This window comes from Bacillus sp. LQ01, from assembly GCF_057624735.1.
Genome location: NZ_JBYEZL010000002.1, coordinates 632,429 through 648,655 on the forward strand (window position 1 = coordinate 632,429; position 16,227 = coordinate 648,655).

Annotated in this window: 24 protein-coding genes and 1 pseudogene; 20 read left to right on the top strand and 5 right to left on the bottom strand. The window is 36.2% G+C overall.

Translation table 11 applies throughout. The annotated features are described in order from the left end of the window. Positions 1-8: 8 nt before the first annotated feature. The 3 genes and pseudogenes from AC22L0_RS15700 to AC22L0_RS15710 all read left to right on the top strand — a co-directional run. Positions 9-253: pseudogene (locus tag AC22L0_RS15700) on the top strand (spore photoproduct lyase family protein); the annotation flags it as partial. Positions 254-397: 144 nt separating this feature from the next. Next, positions 398-826: a transcriptional regulator MntR gene (gene mntR / locus AC22L0_RS15705; RefSeq protein ID WP_001143083.1), complete on the top strand. Its 429-nt coding sequence runs from the start codon at positions 398-400 to the stop codon at positions 824-826. A gap of 54 nt (positions 827-880) precedes the next feature. Then, positions 881-1,543 carry an HAD family hydrolase gene (locus AC22L0_RS15710; RefSeq protein WP_025966333.1) on the top strand — a complete coding sequence of 221 codons (663 nt, stop codon included), beginning with the start codon at positions 881-883 and terminating at the stop codon, positions 1,541-1,543. Here the strand turns inward: AC22L0_RS15710 and AC22L0_RS15715 are convergent. Then, the gene (locus AC22L0_RS15715; protein WP_001014463.1) at positions 1,540-1,941 is read right to left on the bottom strand and encodes an SA1362 family protein; all 402 of its coding nucleotides are present in this window, start codon (positions 1,939-1,941) and stop codon (positions 1,540-1,542) included. The two genes, AC22L0_RS15710 and AC22L0_RS15715, sit on opposite strands and share 4 nt — an antisense overlap. 79 nt (positions 1,942-2,020) lie before the next feature. Beyond that, the gene (locus AC22L0_RS15720; protein WP_000807121.1) at positions 2,021-2,941 is read right to left on the bottom strand and encodes a DUF1385 domain-containing protein; all 921 of its coding nucleotides are present in this window, start codon (positions 2,939-2,941) and stop codon (positions 2,021-2,023) included. A 244-nt stretch (positions 2,942-3,185) separates the two neighbouring features. Here AC22L0_RS15720 and AC22L0_RS15725 point away from each other — a divergent pair, with 244 nt between their 5' ends. From AC22L0_RS15725 to efp, 4 genes are all read left to right on the top strand, one after another. Next, positions 3,186-3,647 (top strand): YqhR family membrane protein, encoded by a 462-nt coding sequence (locus AC22L0_RS15725; RefSeq protein ID WP_000076893.1) that lies wholly within the window; start codon positions 3,186-3,188, stop codon positions 3,645-3,647. Positions 3,648-3,726: 79 nt separating this feature from the next. After that, a complete protein-coding gene (gene aroQ / locus AC22L0_RS15730; protein WP_000735147.1) occupies positions 3,727-4,167 on the top strand; it encodes a type II 3-dehydroquinate dehydratase in 441 nt (146 codons plus the stop codon). Positions 4,168-4,171: 4 nt separating this feature from the next. Continuing rightward, on the top strand, positions 4,172-5,233 hold the full coding sequence (gene pepQ, locus AC22L0_RS15735) for a Xaa-Pro dipeptidase (RefSeq protein WP_000411041.1): 1,062 nt from the start codon (positions 4,172-4,174) through the stop codon (positions 5,231-5,233). A gap of 21 nt (positions 5,234-5,254) precedes the next feature. Further along, a complete protein-coding gene (gene efp, locus AC22L0_RS15740; protein ID WP_000626516.1) occupies positions 5,255-5,812 on the top strand; it encodes an elongation factor P in 558 nt (185 codons plus the stop codon). Positions 5,813-5,848: 36 nt separating this feature from the next. Here efp and AC22L0_RS15745 read toward each other — a convergent pair whose 3' ends face one another. Further along, positions 5,849-6,169: a hypothetical protein gene (locus AC22L0_RS15745; protein ID WP_000645695.1), complete on the bottom strand. Its 321-nt coding sequence runs from the start codon at positions 6,167-6,169 to the stop codon at positions 5,849-5,851. Continuing rightward, on the bottom strand, positions 6,150-6,728 hold the full coding sequence (locus tag AC22L0_RS15750; RefSeq protein WP_001164984.1) for a GNAT family N-acetyltransferase: 579 nt from the start codon (positions 6,726-6,728) through the stop codon (positions 6,150-6,152). The genes AC22L0_RS15745 and AC22L0_RS15750 overlap by 20 nt, the downstream gene beginning before the upstream one ends. Positions 6,729-6,919: 191 nt before the next feature. On the opposite strand from AC22L0_RS15750, the gene AC22L0_RS15755 reads away from it, so the two are divergent. The 9 genes from AC22L0_RS15755 to AC22L0_RS15795 are packed head-to-tail and all read left to right on the top strand — an operon-like array spanning position 6,920 to position 12,429. Continuing rightward, positions 6,920-7,201 (top strand): YqhV family protein, encoded by a 282-nt coding sequence (locus AC22L0_RS15755; RefSeq protein ID WP_000816050.1) that lies wholly within the window; start codon positions 6,920-6,922, stop codon positions 7,199-7,201. 27 nt (positions 7,202-7,228) lie between these two features. Continuing rightward, on the top strand, positions 7,229-8,155 hold the full coding sequence (gene spoIIIAA / locus AC22L0_RS15760) for a stage III sporulation protein AA (protein WP_000665905.1): 927 nt from the start codon (positions 7,229-7,231) through the stop codon (positions 8,153-8,155). Beyond that, positions 8,149-8,664, top strand: coding sequence for a stage III sporulation protein SpoIIIAB (spoIIIAB, locus tag AC22L0_RS15765; protein WP_000238702.1), 516 nt, complete (start codon positions 8,149-8,151; stop codon positions 8,662-8,664). Before spoIIIAA ends, spoIIIAB begins: the two co-directional genes overlap by 7 nt. 14 nt (positions 8,665-8,678) lie before the next feature. Next, positions 8,679-8,882, top strand: a complete 204-nt coding sequence (gene spoIIIAC, locus AC22L0_RS15770) for a stage III sporulation protein AC (protein ID WP_000020914.1) — start codon at positions 8,679-8,681, stop codon at positions 8,880-8,882. Between the two features lie 23 nt (positions 8,883-8,905). After that, positions 8,906-9,289, top strand: a complete 384-nt coding sequence (spoIIIAD, locus tag AC22L0_RS15775) for a stage III sporulation protein AD (RefSeq protein WP_077393170.1) — start codon at positions 8,906-8,908, stop codon at positions 9,287-9,289. Between the two features lie 10 nt (positions 9,290-9,299). Beyond that, complete coding sequence (gene spoIIIAE, locus AC22L0_RS15780) at positions 9,300-10,472, top strand: stage III sporulation protein AE (protein WP_000946110.1); 1,173 nt, start codon at positions 9,300-9,302, stop codon at positions 10,470-10,472. Positions 10,473-10,484: 12 nt separating this feature from the next. Further along, on the top strand, positions 10,485-11,117 hold the full coding sequence (gene spoIIIAF / locus AC22L0_RS15785) for a stage III sporulation protein AF (protein WP_001161032.1): 633 nt from the start codon (positions 10,485-10,487) through the stop codon (positions 11,115-11,117). Next, positions 11,107-11,769, top strand: a complete 663-nt coding sequence (gene spoIIIAG, locus AC22L0_RS15790) for a stage III sporulation protein AG (RefSeq protein WP_000368890.1) — start codon at positions 11,107-11,109, stop codon at positions 11,767-11,769. Before spoIIIAF ends, spoIIIAG begins: the two co-directional genes overlap by 11 nt. 15 nt (positions 11,770-11,784) lie before the next feature. Continuing rightward, positions 11,785-12,429: a SpoIIIAH-like family protein gene (locus tag AC22L0_RS15795; RefSeq protein WP_000914705.1), complete on the top strand. Its 645-nt coding sequence runs from the start codon at positions 11,785-11,787 to the stop codon at positions 12,427-12,429. Positions 12,430-12,542: 113 nt separating this feature from the next. On the opposite strand, the gene AC22L0_RS15800 is transcribed toward AC22L0_RS15795, so the two are convergent. Continuing rightward, positions 12,543-12,737 carry a hypothetical protein gene (locus AC22L0_RS15800; protein ID WP_002000935.1) on the bottom strand — a complete coding sequence of 65 codons (195 nt, stop codon included), beginning with the start codon at positions 12,735-12,737 and terminating at the stop codon, positions 12,543-12,545. A gap of 469 nt (positions 12,738-13,206) precedes the next feature. Here AC22L0_RS15800 and accB point away from each other — a divergent pair, with 469 nt between their 5' ends. The 4 genes from accB to nusB all read left to right on the top strand — a co-directional run bounded on the left by accB (position 13,207) and on the right by nusB (position 16,218). After that, positions 13,207-13,695 carry an acetyl-CoA carboxylase biotin carboxyl carrier protein gene (accB, locus tag AC22L0_RS15805; RefSeq protein WP_000472859.1) on the top strand — a complete coding sequence of 163 codons (489 nt, stop codon included), beginning with the start codon at positions 13,207-13,209 and terminating at the stop codon, positions 13,693-13,695. A 16-nt stretch (positions 13,696-13,711) separates the two neighbouring features. Beyond that, positions 13,712-15,064 (top strand): acetyl-CoA carboxylase biotin carboxylase subunit, encoded by a 1,353-nt coding sequence (accC, locus tag AC22L0_RS15810; protein WP_000592869.1) that lies wholly within the window; start codon positions 13,712-13,714, stop codon positions 15,062-15,064. Positions 15,065-15,086: 22 nt separating this feature from the next. Next, positions 15,087-15,479, top strand: coding sequence for an Asp23/Gls24 family envelope stress response protein (locus AC22L0_RS15815; protein WP_000807630.1), 393 nt, complete (start codon positions 15,087-15,089; stop codon positions 15,477-15,479). Between the two features lie 346 nt (positions 15,480-15,825). After that, positions 15,826-16,218: a N utilization substance protein NusB gene (gene nusB / locus AC22L0_RS15820; RefSeq protein ID WP_000830247.1), complete on the top strand. Its 393-nt coding sequence runs from the start codon at positions 15,826-15,828 to the stop codon at positions 16,216-16,218. Positions 16,219-16,227 lie beyond the last annotated feature (9 nt).

Sequence of the window (16,227 nt, forward strand, 5' to 3'; positions counted from 1 at the left end):
CACTTGAATATCCACTTGGTTTTATAGTTGCGCCAATTTAAATGCATGAAGAATGGGAAGAAGGAACCGTAAACTATTTGAGCGACAAAGATATGACGATACCAAATTTAACGTTTGAATTGATTCAGCATCGTTTTCCAAAACCATCGGAAAATATGTATATAAAAAGGATGATGCAGCAGTATTGGAAGAAACGATAAGAGGTTATATAAATGAGTTTTTTCCTAATGCAGAAATACAATATTTTACTTAAGGGGGGTCTGCATGCAAATACAGATTCTTTTTTGTTTTATATATTTAGGCTCGTTTTCAACTTGTCACGTTATTCTTTCTGGTGTATCATTTTATTGATTGCTTCGTACGGAATAAGCAAAATGAACTTGGATGGAGGAAACCGATGCCTACCCCTAGTATGGAAGATTATATTGAACAAATTTATTTGTTGATTGATGAAAAGGGTTACGCCCGCGTATCTGATATTGCTGAAGCGCTTAGTGTACATCCATCCTCTGTAACAAAAATGGTGCAAAAATTAGACAAAGATGAATATCTAATTTATGAAAAATATAGAGGGCTTGTATTAACAACAAAAGGTAAAAAAATCGGAGAACGTCTCGTATATCGTCATGACTTGCTAGAGCAATTTATGCGTATTATCGGTGTGGATGAAAGTAAAATTTACAATGATGTAGAAGGAATTGAACATCATTTAAGTTGGGAAGCAATTGATCGCATTGGTGATTTAGTGGAATACTTTGAACAAGATGCAGTCCGAGTGGAAACACTTCGTGGTGTTCAAAGAGCAAATGAAGAGAAAAGTAATTAAGGGGAACGTATGGCGTTTCCTTTTTTATTTCAATTCGAAAAGGATGGGAGAATTATGAAAGCAATTATTTTTGATTTTGATGGATTAATTGTGGACACAGAAACGATATGGTTTCACTCTTTCAGAGATGCTGTTCGTGAATACGGCGGGGAACTACCTTTAGAGGAATTTGCGAAATGCATTGGAACAACAGATGAGGTACTTTATACATATTTAAATGATCAATTAAAAGAGAAGTTTAACAAAAGTGCATTAAAAGAAAAAGTGGCAACTTTACATAAAGAGAAAATGAGAATACCAGAAGCTCGTGACGGGGTAAAAGAATATTTAGAAGAAGCGAAAGAAATGGGATTAAAAATCGCACTAGCTTCTAGTTCTTCTAGAGAATGGGTTATTCATTTTTTAGAAGAGCTACAAATTCGAGAATATTTTGAAGTAATTAAAACGAGAGAAGATGTTGAGAAGGTAAAACCAGATCCAGCTCTTTATCGAGTTGCAATAGAAGAATTAGGAATTAAGCCGTCTGAAGCTGTTGTATTTGAAGATTCATTAAATGGATTGAGAGCAGCAGTTGCAGCGGGATTAACGTGCGTTGTGGTACCTAATGATGTGACACGGAATTTACCATTTGAAAATCATCATCTTCGAATTGAAAGTATGAGAGAGAAAAGTTTAAAAGAAGTGCTTCAAAGTATAAAAAAAGACCGTATTTCCTAAAAGGAAGCACGGTCTTTCTTTTTGCTTTTTTTGCCTTCAATGACAGTTAAATGAGACTGTTTTCTTTTTCGTTTCAAAGTGGAAGAATTCCCTTTTTTACTTTTGTCATTAGAAGTATTTGACTTAAAGAAAGAATTGCCTAGGGGTGCTACATTTTGTTTCCCATGTTTGCGGTTCGATTGTTTTGCCGCACGCTTATATGAGCTTTGTGAATTTGCAGAACCACTGGAATTTGTAAACATCTTGTATAGCAAGTAAAAGATACCAACAACAAGTAACATGTACCCGATATTTCTTAATACACCCATGGGATTTGTAATAACAGATGAAACAAGGCCGAATATTGCCAATCCGATAATAAGCACAAATATAGCGAAAGTAAACGAACGACCGTTCATAAGGGACACCTCCTAAAAACGTATATTAAAATTAGTATATTAACGATGAGGAAAGGAGTTGAACACCATTTTTAAATAATTATTGTTTGTTCTCTAAACGTAATAATTCTTCAAACGATGCAATTGCTACTTCCACTTGATCATCTGTTGGTTCTTTCGTTGTTAATAGTTGTAGCCATAATCCAGGATATCCAAGTACGCGTAATACAGGAATATCTCGTAATCGATTTGTAAATTGTAATACTTCAAAAGAAATACCAAGTACAACTGGAATTAATAAAATTCGGTTTATAACTCGTGCCCAAAGAGGATCTGTAGGGACTAGGAAATAAACGAACATTCCAATAATGACTGTAAATATAATAAAGCTACTGCCACATCTATAATGGAGACGAGTTTGCTTTTGAACGTTTTCTACAGTCAGAGGAAGGTTATTCTCGTAAGCATTGATTACCTTATGCTCTGCACCGTGATACTGAAATACCCGCTTAATAAGTGGGGTTAAAGAAATAAAGTATATATAGCTCAATAATAGCATGAGCTTAATGACACTTTCGACAATGATTTGCCCAGTATGAGACGGGAAAATCGGTCTTGTTAATTCAGCTAATAGTGCAGGAACTGCTGTGAAAATGACTTTACCGAATATAAAAGATAAAACGCCAACAGCTGCAACTCCTAATACCATCGTTAATTTTGATTGTTCTTCTTTTTTATTTGCAATTTGTTCATCATCTTCTGGGTGGACGTCAAATCGTTCTGAAGCGAAGTTTAAATGCTTTGCTCCATTCGCACTTGCATCCACAATAGCGGCAATCCCTCGTAAAAATGGAATTTTTTTTAGGGTAGATAGTACTTTATTACGAACGCGTGGTAATCGATAAAATTCAATCGATTTATCTTTACGACGAACCGCTGTAACAGTATATTCTCTACCGCCAAACATAACTCCTTCTATGACCGCTTGCCCGCCATATATTTGTTTTGACTCTTCTGCCATGTTAACACCAACCTGTATTTGTTTCTCTCTTATGTAGAAAAAGAGGCAATTGTCATACTGGGTTCTGTCGTTTTGAAATAAGACAATCACCGAGTTTCCTTTATTTTATCGGCAAATACAAGTAGATGACAAGGGAAAATGTTATGAGAGTCGGACATTTCTTATTCTTTTTATAGACAAATTTCGCAGGATTTAAACATGCTTCAAAATAGTTTCGGGCATACTATTGAGCGGAGGTGTCGATGTGAGTCAAGAACAATTAGGAACAAGGAATTTTGTGCAGATTGGTTTGTTTGGTGGAATCTTTTGGGGCGGGGTATGGTATTTCCTTCATATATTTTCATTCACGGAGGCGGGCCCGAATTATTTCCTTTTACCATTTGCGTTTGGAAGTTGGAAAGAGGGTGTATGGGGCAATGTGTTCGGAATAGTGTGTATGGGACTTCTTTCAATTTTGATTGCCTTTTTGTATAAAGCATTTTTTGCAAAGTTTGAAGGGATTATAGCGGGAATTATTTATGGGCTATTTTGGTGGGCACTACTGTTTTTGGGGATGGGTTTAATGGCTCCTGTTATTAAAAGTGCGCTCCATTTACCAAAAGAGACAATTGTGACGACAATATGTATTTTTATATTGTATGGTGTGTTTATAGCATATTCTGTTTCTTACGCAGTAAATAGCAATAAAGCAGAACAAGAAGGGTAAGAGAAGACGAACTATTCAAATAAGTAACTCCTATGTTAAAATATTGTATAGATATTTAATATTAAGGAGTTTTAAGAATATGAAAAAGTTACTCCTCGTAAACGGTCCTAACCTAAATCGCCTCGGTGTTCGTGAGGTAAATGTATATGGAAAGGGCACGCTAACGACACTTGAAGCAGATATGAAGCAAGAAGCAGAAACAATGGGAGTGGAGTTAGAATGTTTCCAATCGAATCATGAAGGTGCCATTATCGACATTATTCATGAAGCGGAAGATATATATGAAGGGATCATTTTAAATCCGGGAGCATTTACGCATTATAGCTATGCGATTCGTGATGCCATTGCGAGCATTTCGATTCCTGTTATTGAAGTACATATTTCTAACATTCATCAGCGTGAATCGTTCCGTCATGAATCTGTGACGGCAGCTGTTTGTGCAGGTCAAATTGTAGGATTTGGTTTTTATGGCTATAAGTTAGCGTTATTTGCATTAATGGAGAAATTGAGGGAGGCATAAAGTAATGGAGAAAATTGAAAGATTACGAAGTGCATTTGATGAGGCTGGTATTGACGGTATTTTGTTAACAAATGAACATAGTCGTAGATATATGGCTAACTTCACAGGAACAGCAGGCGTTGTTCTTATTTCAAAAGATCGTGCTCAATTTATTACAGATTTCCGTTACGTCGAGCAGGCAAGTAAACAAGCGGTTGGATATGAGGTTGTACAGCACGCAGGATTGATCATTGATGAAGTGGCAAAGCAAGTGAAAGAGCTTGGAATTCAAAAGCTTGGTTTTGAGCAAGATACTCTTACATATAGTTCTTATTCAGTGCATAAGGAAGCGATTGATGCTGAATTTATCCCGACTTCTGGACTTGTAGAAAAGTTACGCTTGATAAAGACTGATTCAGAGATTAAGATATTAAAGGAAGCTGCACAGATTGCAGATGCTGCCTTTGAGCATATTCTATCATTCATTCGCCCGGGAGTATCTGAAATTGAAGTGTCAAATGAACTTGAATTTTTCATGAGAAAACAAGGAGCAACATCTTCTTCGTTTGATATTATCGTTGCTTCAGGTCTTCGTTCGGCATTACCGCACGGCGTGGCATCTGAAAAAGTGATAGAAACAGGAGATTTCGTTACATTAGACTTCGGCGCTTATTACAAAGGATATTGCTCTGATATTACTCGTACGATTGCAGTCGGTGAACCATCTGATAAATTAAAAGAAATTTATAATATCGTTTTAGAAGCACAACTACGTGGTGTGAACGGTATTAAAGCTGGTTTAACAGGTCGCGAGGCTGATGCGCTAACGCGTGACTACATAACGGAAAAAGGATATGGTGAATACTTTGGACACTCTACTGGTCATGGAATAGGTCTTGAAATCCATGAAGCACCAGGTTTAGCGTTCCGTTCTCATACAGTACTTGAACCAGGTATGGCTGTAACAGTAGAACCAGGTATTTATATTCCAGGTATTGGCGGCGTACGTATTGAAGATGATATCATTGTGACAAGTGAAGGTAATGAAGTAATTACGAAATCACCAAAAGAACTTATTATTTTGTAATACACAGGAGGATTTTTTTACATGATTTCAGTAAACGATTTTCGTACAGGTTTAACAATTTCAGTGGACAATGCCCTTTGGCAAGTACTTGATTTCCAACACGTAAAGCCAGGTAAAGGTGCTGCATTCGTTCGTTCTAAACTACGTAATCTTCGCACAGGTTCTGTTCAAGAGAAAACATTCCGTGCAGGTGAGAAAGTAGAAAAAGCACACATCGAAAACCGTCGTATGCAATACTTATACGCAAGCGGTGAGGCTCACGTATTTATGGATAACGGAACTTATGAGCAAATCGAACTTGGTGAAAAACAAATCGAGCGCGAGCTTAAATTCCTAAAAGAAAACATGGAAGTAGCAATCATGACTTACCAAGGCGAAGTACTTGGTGTTGAACTTCCAAACACAGTTGAATTACAAGTTACAGAAACAGAGCCTGGTATTAAAGGTGATACTGCTTCTAACGTAACAAAACCAGCTACATTAGAAACTGGTCTTGTTGTACAAGTACCAATCTTCATTAACGAAGGCGAAATGCTTATCATCAACACTGGTGAAGGTAAATACGTTTCTCGTGCATAGTAGAAAAGCACTCGTGATAATTCACGAGTGCTTTTTTTATAGGAAATAGGGTAGATAGTAAATAGCTGTTATTATAAAACTGACTAAAACAAGTGAAAGAGTACCCATAATAGATGGAGTCAAAACAATTTGAAATGGTTTTATTTCGCCAGTCTCAACGCCAGTTAATGTTTTACTTATTGCGTGATCTGTAATGTTATTTCTATGGTTACTCATAATAATTAACCACATAATTGCAAATATTGCTAAACTACCAAGGAAAAAGGTCTCTATAAATGACCAACCGACCAATAATGAAAAAAGATAAATAAGAGCTAATTCTACTACAACGGTTAAACTAACTTTCAATGCCTTCATATTTTTCCCCCTCATTCTGTAATTTCAACCAGTTTAAAAAATTTTCACGTGACACGACATGCAGAGAGCAAGGTGACTTTACTTCTTTCTCTAGTGCAGCGTGTTCGTCTGGAAACTTGTTTTCCACATGCAATGAAATATAAGGTAGTTTTTCTTGTGCTTTTAAAGAGCGGATATTATTCGTTTTAGCACCAGCAAATACGTAGGAAAGTTGTAAGTCTAAAAAGGCGATTTTAAAGATTTCTTTTTTAGCAGCCTCGTTATAGCCTTTTCCCCAGTACGGATAGCCGAGCCAACTACCAATGTGAGATTGCTTTTTCTCATTATTAATATGTTTAAGTGTGGTGAGGCCAATTATTTCATTTTCTTCATTCACAATCATTCTCGATAAGGATTTCTTTTGACGCTCTTCGTCTATTGCGAAAAGAAGAAATGTTTTCGTGTCTTCGATGTTTTCTACCGTTATCCCCAATGCATTTTTTATATGTGGATCACTTGATAGCTCGAAAATCACATTTGTATAGCATAAATCTAGTGGTAATAAAGTGACGTGCTGCATGGTTTAAACCTCTTTTAAACTAAATATACCATAATATACCATGAAATAATATGAATATTCAGATTGTAATTCGGAATTTAGAGAAAAATTATGTTTTTACTTCTGAAATAGACAACCTCTGCATATGGTTGTACAAATATATTCTTTTTTAGAATACGAAGTTAGTAACTGTTACGGGAGAAGGTGGAAGAATGAAACAGTGGCTAGCGGCAATGGAAACATCCGTGCTTGTTATGGGGGCACTTCGATTATTTTCAGGTAGTGCGGAGATATTTGCTGCTTTGCTTATGCTTTATGTGAATGATGCGAAGAAAGCGTTGTTTATAAATGGTATGTTGGCGTTTGTTGGACCTACCGTATTAATTTTAACAATGACAATTGGGATAGCGAGTGTAGCAAGTGAAATTTCTTTCTTGAAGCTCTTTTTTCTAGCGCTTGGAATTTGCTGTATTTTTATCGCATTACTGAAATAGTAAGTCGAGTATAGTGGGGAGAAGCCGATGAAAGAGGTATTAGAAGTTTTACCAAAAACGATGAAGTACTTAATTGAAGAATGTAAGCAATACGATGCTTTAGAGGAAATTCGTGTTCGAATTGGAAGGCCGCTAGAGTGTATTGCACACGGAAAGGTGTTTTTTTATGACTATATCACTACTGCAGAGGATGCTATTTACTTATTGAATAAGTTAAGTCAATTCTCAATTTATACGATGGAAGAGGAATTAAAACGTGGGTATGTGACGCTTCGCGGGGGGCATAGAATCGGGTTAGCAGGAAAAGTTATTACAGAAAAAAGCGCAGTGAAAATGATTCGTGATGTCTCTTCCTTTAATATTCGTATTGCTCGTCAAAAAATAGGGATTGCTGAACCGCTTTTGCCATATTTGTATGAAAAAAGGTGGTTAAACACGATGGTAATTGGCCCTCCCCAAACGGGTAAAACGACACTTTTAAGAGATGTAGCACGTTGCATGAGTCAAGGGGTAAGTGCTTCGGAAATTCCTTCCTGCAAAGTGGGGATCGTTGATGAACGGTCAGAAATTGCTGGTTGTGTGAAAGGGATCCCGCAATATGATTTTGGTACCCGAGTCGATGTGTTAGACGCATGTCCAAAGGCAGAAGGAATGATGATGATGATTCGTTCTATGAGTCCTGATATTTTGATCGTAGATGAAATTGGCCGTAAAGAAGATAGTGAAGCAATTATGGAGGCAGTGCATGCAGGTGTCCAGCTTTTTATAAGCGCACACGGATTTTCCTATGAGGATGTTGTGAGACGTCCATCGCTCAAGGCAGTGCTAGAGCTTGGTATATTTGATAGGTTTGTGGAGTTGTCAAAAGCGAGGGGTCCAGGAACGGTTATGCAGGTGAAAGATAAATATGGAAAACCAGTGTTATCAAATAGAAAGGCTGAGGGCGTATGGTGAAAATATTTGGTGCAGTGTTAATCGTTGCGGTCAGCACCTTTTTCGGGTTTTCGTATGCTAAAAGATACAGTGAGAGACCGAGGCAACTTAGGTTATTAAAATCAGCACTTCAATCATTAGAGGCAGAAATTATGTATGGACACACACCTTTATCTGAGGCTGCCGAGCGATTAGTTAAACAAATGCCAAAGCCATTAAATTGGATATTTCAAAGTTTCGCTAAAAAACTAGAAAGTGGAGAACAAACAGTAAGGGAAGCTTGGATAGATAGTTTGAAAGAGAATTGGAAGTTGACGGCTTTTCAACAAACCGAGTATGAAATACTGCAGCAATTTGGTGAAACGCTCGGGCAACATGATCGTGAATCACAACAAAAACATATTCGCTTATGTATTACACATTTGGAGAGAGAAGAAGAGGAAGCGAAAGCTTTACAACTGCAATACGAAAAAATGATTAAGAGCTTAGGGGTACTAGCAGGGCTACTTATTGTAATTTTACTGCTATAGGGGGGAGAAAGGCGATGTCCATTGATGTTGGATTAATATTTCAAATCGCCGGAATCGGCATTGTTTTAGCTTTCATTCATACTGTACTAAAAGAATTGAAGCGTGAGGATATTGCAAATTGGGTTATCCTTGTCGGTTTTGTCGTCATTTTATTTCATGTTGCATTTTTAATTAATACGCTATTCGACAAGATTAAAAGTGTCTTTCTCTTCCAGTAAAGGAGGCGGTTCGAATCGAAATTATACAAATTGTCGGATTAGGCCTCGTTGCTACGTTTTTAGCTGCTGTTTTGAACCAGCATAAATCTAGTATTACATCTTTATTTATTGTGTTCGTAGGTAGCGTGATGTTTCTTATTTTAATCGATCAAATTCATTCTATTTTACAAATGATTGAGAGAGTAGCGAGTGAAGCGAAAGTTAGCAACGTCTACGTGGAAACGTTACTAAAAATTATTGGAATTGCTTATATTGCCGAGTTTGGAGCTCAAATTACAAAAGATGCTGGTCAAGGTGCCATCGCTTCGAAAATTGAACTTGCTGGGAAAATCTTAATTCTCGTTATGGCAATTCCTATTTTGACGGTTGTAATTGAAACTATTCTCGGATTTTTACCGACGGGATAAGGGGGAGTGAATGTTGAGGAGGTTTGGAGCTAAGCTGCTATTTGCTTGCTTCCTTTTCTTTTCTTTACCGGTTGTTGTACAAGCTTCTCCTGTAGAAACAAACGTCGTTGATCAACAATTGGATAAGCTCGGAATTGAAGATGTGAAGCAATTTTGGGACGGGCTTGTTACAAAATATGGTGGCTATTTGCCAGAGAGTCAAAAAGGGAGTTTTATGGAGTTTGTAAAGGGAGAAAAAGAATTCTCTCTAAAAGAGTGGATGATAGGGTTATTAAAATATTTATTTCATGAGCTTGCAGCTAATGGAAAACTGCTTGGCACACTCATTATGCTCACAATCTTTAGTGCATTGTTGCAATCACTGCAATCCGCTTTTTCAAAAAGTAGTGTAAGTAAAATTGCTGATGCTGTTGTATATATGGTACTTATTATTTTTGCTTTAAATAGTTTTTATGTCGTTATGACATATGCAAGAGAAACGATACAAACAATGGTAGATTTCATATTAGCGCTATTGCCAATTTTATTGGCGCTTATAGCGACTGGTGGCGGGGTTGTATCTGTATCTTTCTTTCATCCGATTATCATTTTCTTAATGAATACAAGCGGGCTTCTTATGAATTATATCGTTCTACCGCTTTTATTACTGGCAACGATATTAAGTATTGTAAGTACAATGAGTGATCAATATAAAGTTACAAAATTGTCCAAGCTTCTGCAAAACGTTAGCGTTGGGATTATCGGTATCTTCTTAACGATTTTTTTAGGGGTATTATCTGTACAAGGAACAGCGACAGCCGTTGCTGATGGCATAGCTGTGAAAACTGCTAAATTTGTAACAGGAAACTTCATTCCAGTAGTTGGAAGGATGTTTACGGAAGCGGCAGATACTGTTATTAGCGCATCAGGATTATTGAAAAACACAGTCGGAATTATTGGGCTCGTCATTTTATGCTTAATTGTTGCTTTTCCTGCGATTCAAATTTTCTGTATTGCATTTATTTATAAATTCGCAGCAGCAGTATTACAACCGGTTGGCGGCGGAGCAATTATTCAATGTTTAGACATTATTGGAAGAAGCATCATTTACGTATTTGCTTGCTTAGCTATCGTATCATTTATGTTCTTTTTAAGTATTACAATTATTATTGCTGCGGGGAATATTACACTTATGATGCGGTAGGAGGTGAAGAGTATGCAATTTGTTACAGAGTGGATCAGAAATATTATCGTTTTTTTGCTCTTAGCGACAATGCTTCATCTTATTCTTCCAAATTCGAATTTGCAAAAATACGTTAAATTTGTTGTAAGTCTTTTGTTAGTCGTATTAATTTTAACACCCCTTTTTAAACTATTGCAGACAGATGTAAATGAAGTAATTGCAAATTTTAATGAAGAAAAGTACGTAGCAGAAGGATCTGTAAAAAATTCAATAGATTCGAAGAAAAAAGAAATACAAGCTCTAACACGTGCATATAGTTTAGAAGAGATGGCTACCAAAATGAAAAAAGAAGTAGGAAAAGAGTTTGAGAAAAAGTATGGTATGGCTGTCTCTGAAATACAAATAGTCGCAGCAGAAAATATAGAAGAAGTAAAGTCAGCGAAAGATATTCAATCTGTTGTTGTGACGTTGAAAGAAAAAGAACGTAGTAAAAATGATGCAATCGAAACAGTAAAGCCAATTGAAATTAACACGAAAGAGCCTCCAAAAAAAGTGGAAGAAACGAATGGAGAAATGAAAGATTTCTTTTCAAGCAGGTGGCAACTAGAGGGTAAACAAATCCAAGTTCAAATGGAAGGGAGGACAGGTAGAGTAAATGGACAATAAAGATAAAAATTCGAAGTTCTCATTTTTTCGAAACTTATTGAATGGGGATCAAAAAGAAAGCAACGAGAAGGGTAAAAAGGTAACACCTAAGTTTTTACTTGTCCTACTCATACTTGGAATTTTGCTTATGTTTTCTAGTAGTCTCTTTTCAAGTAAAAAAGAAGAAGTACCTGTATTTAAAGAACAAAAAACTCAAAACCAAGAAAAAGACGTACCAACTTTCGGACAAAAAAGTAATGATAGTATGTCAAATGTAGAAAAATATGAAAAAGCGTATGAACAAGAATTAAAAACTGCTTTAGAAGAAATAGCAGGAGTAAAAGACGTAACGATTAAAGTGAATTTAGATTCATCTGAAGAAAAAATTTTAGAAAAAAATACAGTGAAACGCTCACAAACAACAGGTGAAACAGATAAAACAGGCGGTAAGAGAGAAGTAGAGGACGAGTCTCTTGATGAAAAGACTGTCATTATACGTGAAGGGGATAAAGAAACTCCTGTTGTTTTACGAACAGAGAAGCCGAAAGTACGTGGTGTTCTTGTCGTAGCAAAGGGAGTGGATAATATACAAGTTAAAGCAATGGTAAAAGAAGCTGTGATAAGGCTGCTAGATGTACCGGCCCATCGCGTTTCAGTTTCACCGAAAAATTGATAGGGAGGAAATAAAGTGTTAAAAAAACAAACAGTTTGGTTATTAACGATGTTAAGTTTAGTTGTTGTACTATCTGTGTATTACGTGACAACTCCTGACAAAATGAATACAGCATCGCCAGCAACAGGTGAAAAGATTGGACAAGAAAAACAAGGTACTGATAAAGCAGTAACAAACGAAGCGCCTAAAGAAACTCCGAAAAAAGAAAATACAAGCAAAGAAACAATAAATAAAGAAACAGACAAAAAAGAAAATGCAAAAAAAGAAACAAGTAAAAAAGAGGGCAATGTATCAGTTCAATCAAGTGATGAGAATTTCACAGCTTTACGTATGCAAATGGAAGATCAGCGTAGTGAACAAAAAGCAAAATTACAAGAAGTGATGAGTTCAACAAAAGCTTCAGCAACAGAAAAGAATAAAGCGAAAGAAAATTTTGATGCCATTACGACAATGGAAACGAAGCAAGAATTACTTGAGACAGTAATTAAATCTCAAGGAGGATATCCAGATGCTCTTGTAAGAGCTGATGGTACTGATATTAGAGTAACGGTTAAAGCGGCAAAACATTCACAGAAAGAAGCAAATAAAATTATTCAACTTGTAAGAAGTGAAGGCGGATCAAAAGATGTAGGTGTGAAATTTGATCCACCAGCGAAATAAGTGAAACCTTAATCCGTAGGGATTTCCCTACGGATTATTATCTTTTACTAAGCAAAGGGTATGCAAATAGTAAAATAGAGTATGTAAGTAAACGTGTGTATAGAAAAAAGCTATCATTTTCGATAGCTTTTTTCTATTTCGTCTTTGTAATTATTTTTACTATGTTCAACTCGGAATGGAGAAACACGTTGTGAGTAAAAGATTAATGGTTCATGGTACTGATGATTACTTTTTCCGGATTTGACGTGGATGCAAAGAACGCATGCCCAAACGATTACGGCAGGTAAAAAGAGAATGAGCCATATCATATTTCCACACCTCGACACAATATATTTTCTACACTTTGAACATACTATTCTTATATGAAGGAATGATGAATGGCGTGTAAACAAAAAAATAATATTTGGTAAAAATATGTTGTTGACTATAGATGTGGTGAAGAGTGGAGAGGGGATGGCATGTTTGCTGTGTAACGTTTTGAAAAAGTAGTGAATGTTTTTTAAGAAGTGGTCTTGCCAATTTCGTGTGAAACTTGGTATTATTACTAGGTATTAAATTTTTATTGGAATAATATTTTTACAGGAGTTTCGATTTATTATAAAGAAATATAAATTGGAATGTTTAAAAAATTTATCGTAAGATGGAAATAGTAAATATTTCTATTAGTTAATGAAATATATTTTCTAATAGAATACATCGTATTTTTACAGTCAATCTAGTTTTCGTGACGAGAATCTGTAAAAACGGGACAAACAAGAGTATGGGAGTGGATTTTACATGTTTAAAATTCAAGAAGTTCGCGAATTAATTAAATTAATTGATAGCTCTAATATTGATGAATTTGAATACAAAAAAGACGGTACAACAATCAAAATGAAAAAGCGTGGTAATGAAGTTGTTGCTGTGCAAGCACCTGCAGCAAAACAAGCTATGCAACCAGTAGCGCCTGTTGAAGTTGAAACGAAAGTAGCAGCAGCACAAGCAGAAGCGCCAAAACAAGAAGAGAAGAAGGCTGTTCAAAATGAAAACCTACATAAAATCACATCACCGATGGTAGGTACATTCTATTCTTCTTCTTCGCCTGATACACCTCCATATGTAAGTGTTGGGGATAGAGTATCGAAAGATTCTATCGTATGTATTGTCGAGGCTATGAAGTTATTTAACGAAATTGATGCTGATGTAGAGGGCGAAATTGTTGAAATTCTTGTTAATAACGGACAGCTTGTTGAGTATGGACAACCGCTATTTCTTGTAAAAGCGTAATAAGGGAGTCTTTGTGATGATAAAAAAAGTATTAATAGCCAATCGTGGGGAAATTGCTGTACGAATTATTCGTGCTTGTAAAGAAATGGATATTGAAACAGTTGCAATTTATTCAGAAGCAGATAAAGAGTCACTTCACGTACAGATTGCAGACGAGGCGTATTGTGTAGGACCAACGATTTCGAAAGAAAGCTATTTAAATTTGACAAACATTATTAGCGTTGCGAAGTTAACAGGCTGCGATGCTATTCATCCGGGATACGGATTTTTAGCAGAGAATGCAGATTTCGCAGAGTTATGCCGTGAATGTAACTTGATTTTTATCGGTCCAAGTCCAGAAGCTATTTCAAAGATGGGCACAAAAGACGTTGCTCGTGATACAATGAAAGAAGCAGGGGTTCCGATTGTACCAGGTTCACAAGGGATTATTAAAAATACCGAAGAAGCGATCGAGCTTGCTGATCAAATTGGATATCCAGTTATTATTAAAGCGACTGCAGGTGGCGGTGGAAAAGGTATTCGTGTTGCACGCCATGAAGAAGAGCTTGTAAAAGGAATTCAAATTACACAGCAAGAAGCTAGTACCGCTTTTGGGAACCCTGGTGTATACTTAGAAAAGTACGTTGAAGATTTCCGCCATGTTGAGATTCAAATAATGGCAGATACACACGGAAATGCCATTCATTTAGGAGAGCGTGATTGTACAATTCAGCGCCGTTTGCAAAAACTATTAGAAGAAAGTCCATCACCTGCACTTGATGAAGATATTCGCAAGCAGATGGGTGAAGCGGCAGTTAAAGCGGCGGTAGCGGTTGATTATACAGGTGCTGGTACGGTTGAGTTTATTTATGAATATAAAACGAAAACCTTTTATTTCATGGAGATGAATACGAGAATTCAGGTTGAGCATCCGGTTACTGAAATGGTAACGGGAATGGACTTAATTAAAGAGCAAATTCTTGTTGCTTCAGGAGAAAAGTTATCGTTACAGCAAGAAGAAGTACAATTTAATGGTTGGGCAATTGAATGTCGAATTAATGCGGAAAACCCTGCCAAAAAATTTATGCCATCCCCAGGTAAAGTAGAAATGTACTTACCACCAGGAGGATTTGGTATTCGCGTCGATTCAGCTGTATATCCGGGATATTCAATCCCACCTTTCTATGATTCGATGGTTGCTAAATTAATTGTTCACGGAAAAACACGTGAAGAGGCAATTGCAAAAATGAAGCGCGCACTTAGTGAATTTGTCATTGAAGGCGTACATACAACAATCCCGTTCCATTTGCAATTGCTAGATCATCCTGATTTTGTAAAAGGTGAGTTTAATACGAAATTTTTGGAAGAGCATGAACTTGTGACGCAGTGATACATTAAAGGAGGTTTTTTTCATGGCTGAACATATGTTAGATATGGGTCAAGATACAACTCTTGGTAAAGTAGAAATTGCACCAGAAGTAATTGAAGTAATTGCAGGTATTGCAGCTGCTGAAGTAGAAGGTGTAGCGGCAATGCGCGGTAATTTTGCTACAGATGTTGTTGAGAAGTTAGGTAAGAAAAATCATGGTAAAGGTGTAAAGGTTGAATTAGCAAACGAAGATATTATCGTTGACCTTTATGTTGTAATGTATTTTGGTGTAGCAATTCCAGTTGTTGCACAAAAGATTCAAGACAATATTCGCCAAGCACTCTTTACAATGACAGGACTTGAGCCAAAAGAAGTGAATGTTCACATCGTTGGCGTAACATTCGAAACACAAAAAACAGAAATCGAACCAGTGTAAGAATGAAAAGGTGCCTAGTAACATAGGCATCTTTTTTATCGTTTCATTTCTTCACAAATTACAACCCTCTAATTATTATACTATTTCAAAAAATAAGAAATAAACAAGAAAATGTGTCGTTTTTCCAAAAAACGTACATTGTGATAAGATATGGAACTTGAAGTTAATCTTTTTATTATTTTTCAGCCTTGTAACCCGTGTGTGAAACGATAAATTGTGTTATTATCATTGTATTATAAGGTTGGAAAATCAATGAAAACTGTAAGAGTAAGTGAATTGACGGCTTATAAATTATAATAATATAACAAAGTATAAGGAAAGACTTGAAGCATAAAGGAGAGTTACAATGAAACGTAGGACGGCTAGAGAAAGAGCAATGCAAGCATTATACCAAATGGATATTACAGGTGAATTAGAACCGAAAGTAGCAGTGGAAAACACGCTGGATGAAGGCGAAGAAACAAATGAGTTTCTAGAGTCACTTGTAGTAGGTTTTGTAGAAAATAAAGAAGCAATCGATGAAGCGATTCGTCAAAACTTAAAAAAGTGGAAGCTTGAGCGTATTAGTATTGTTGATCGCAGTATTTTACGTGTAGCTGTGTATGAAATGAAGTACATGGAAGAAATTCCACACAACGTAACAATTAACGAAGCAATTGAAATTGCAAAAACATTTGGGGATGAGGAATCTCGTCGTTTTATTAACGGCGTTTTATCTAATATAAAAGATACACTGTAAATTCTTTAA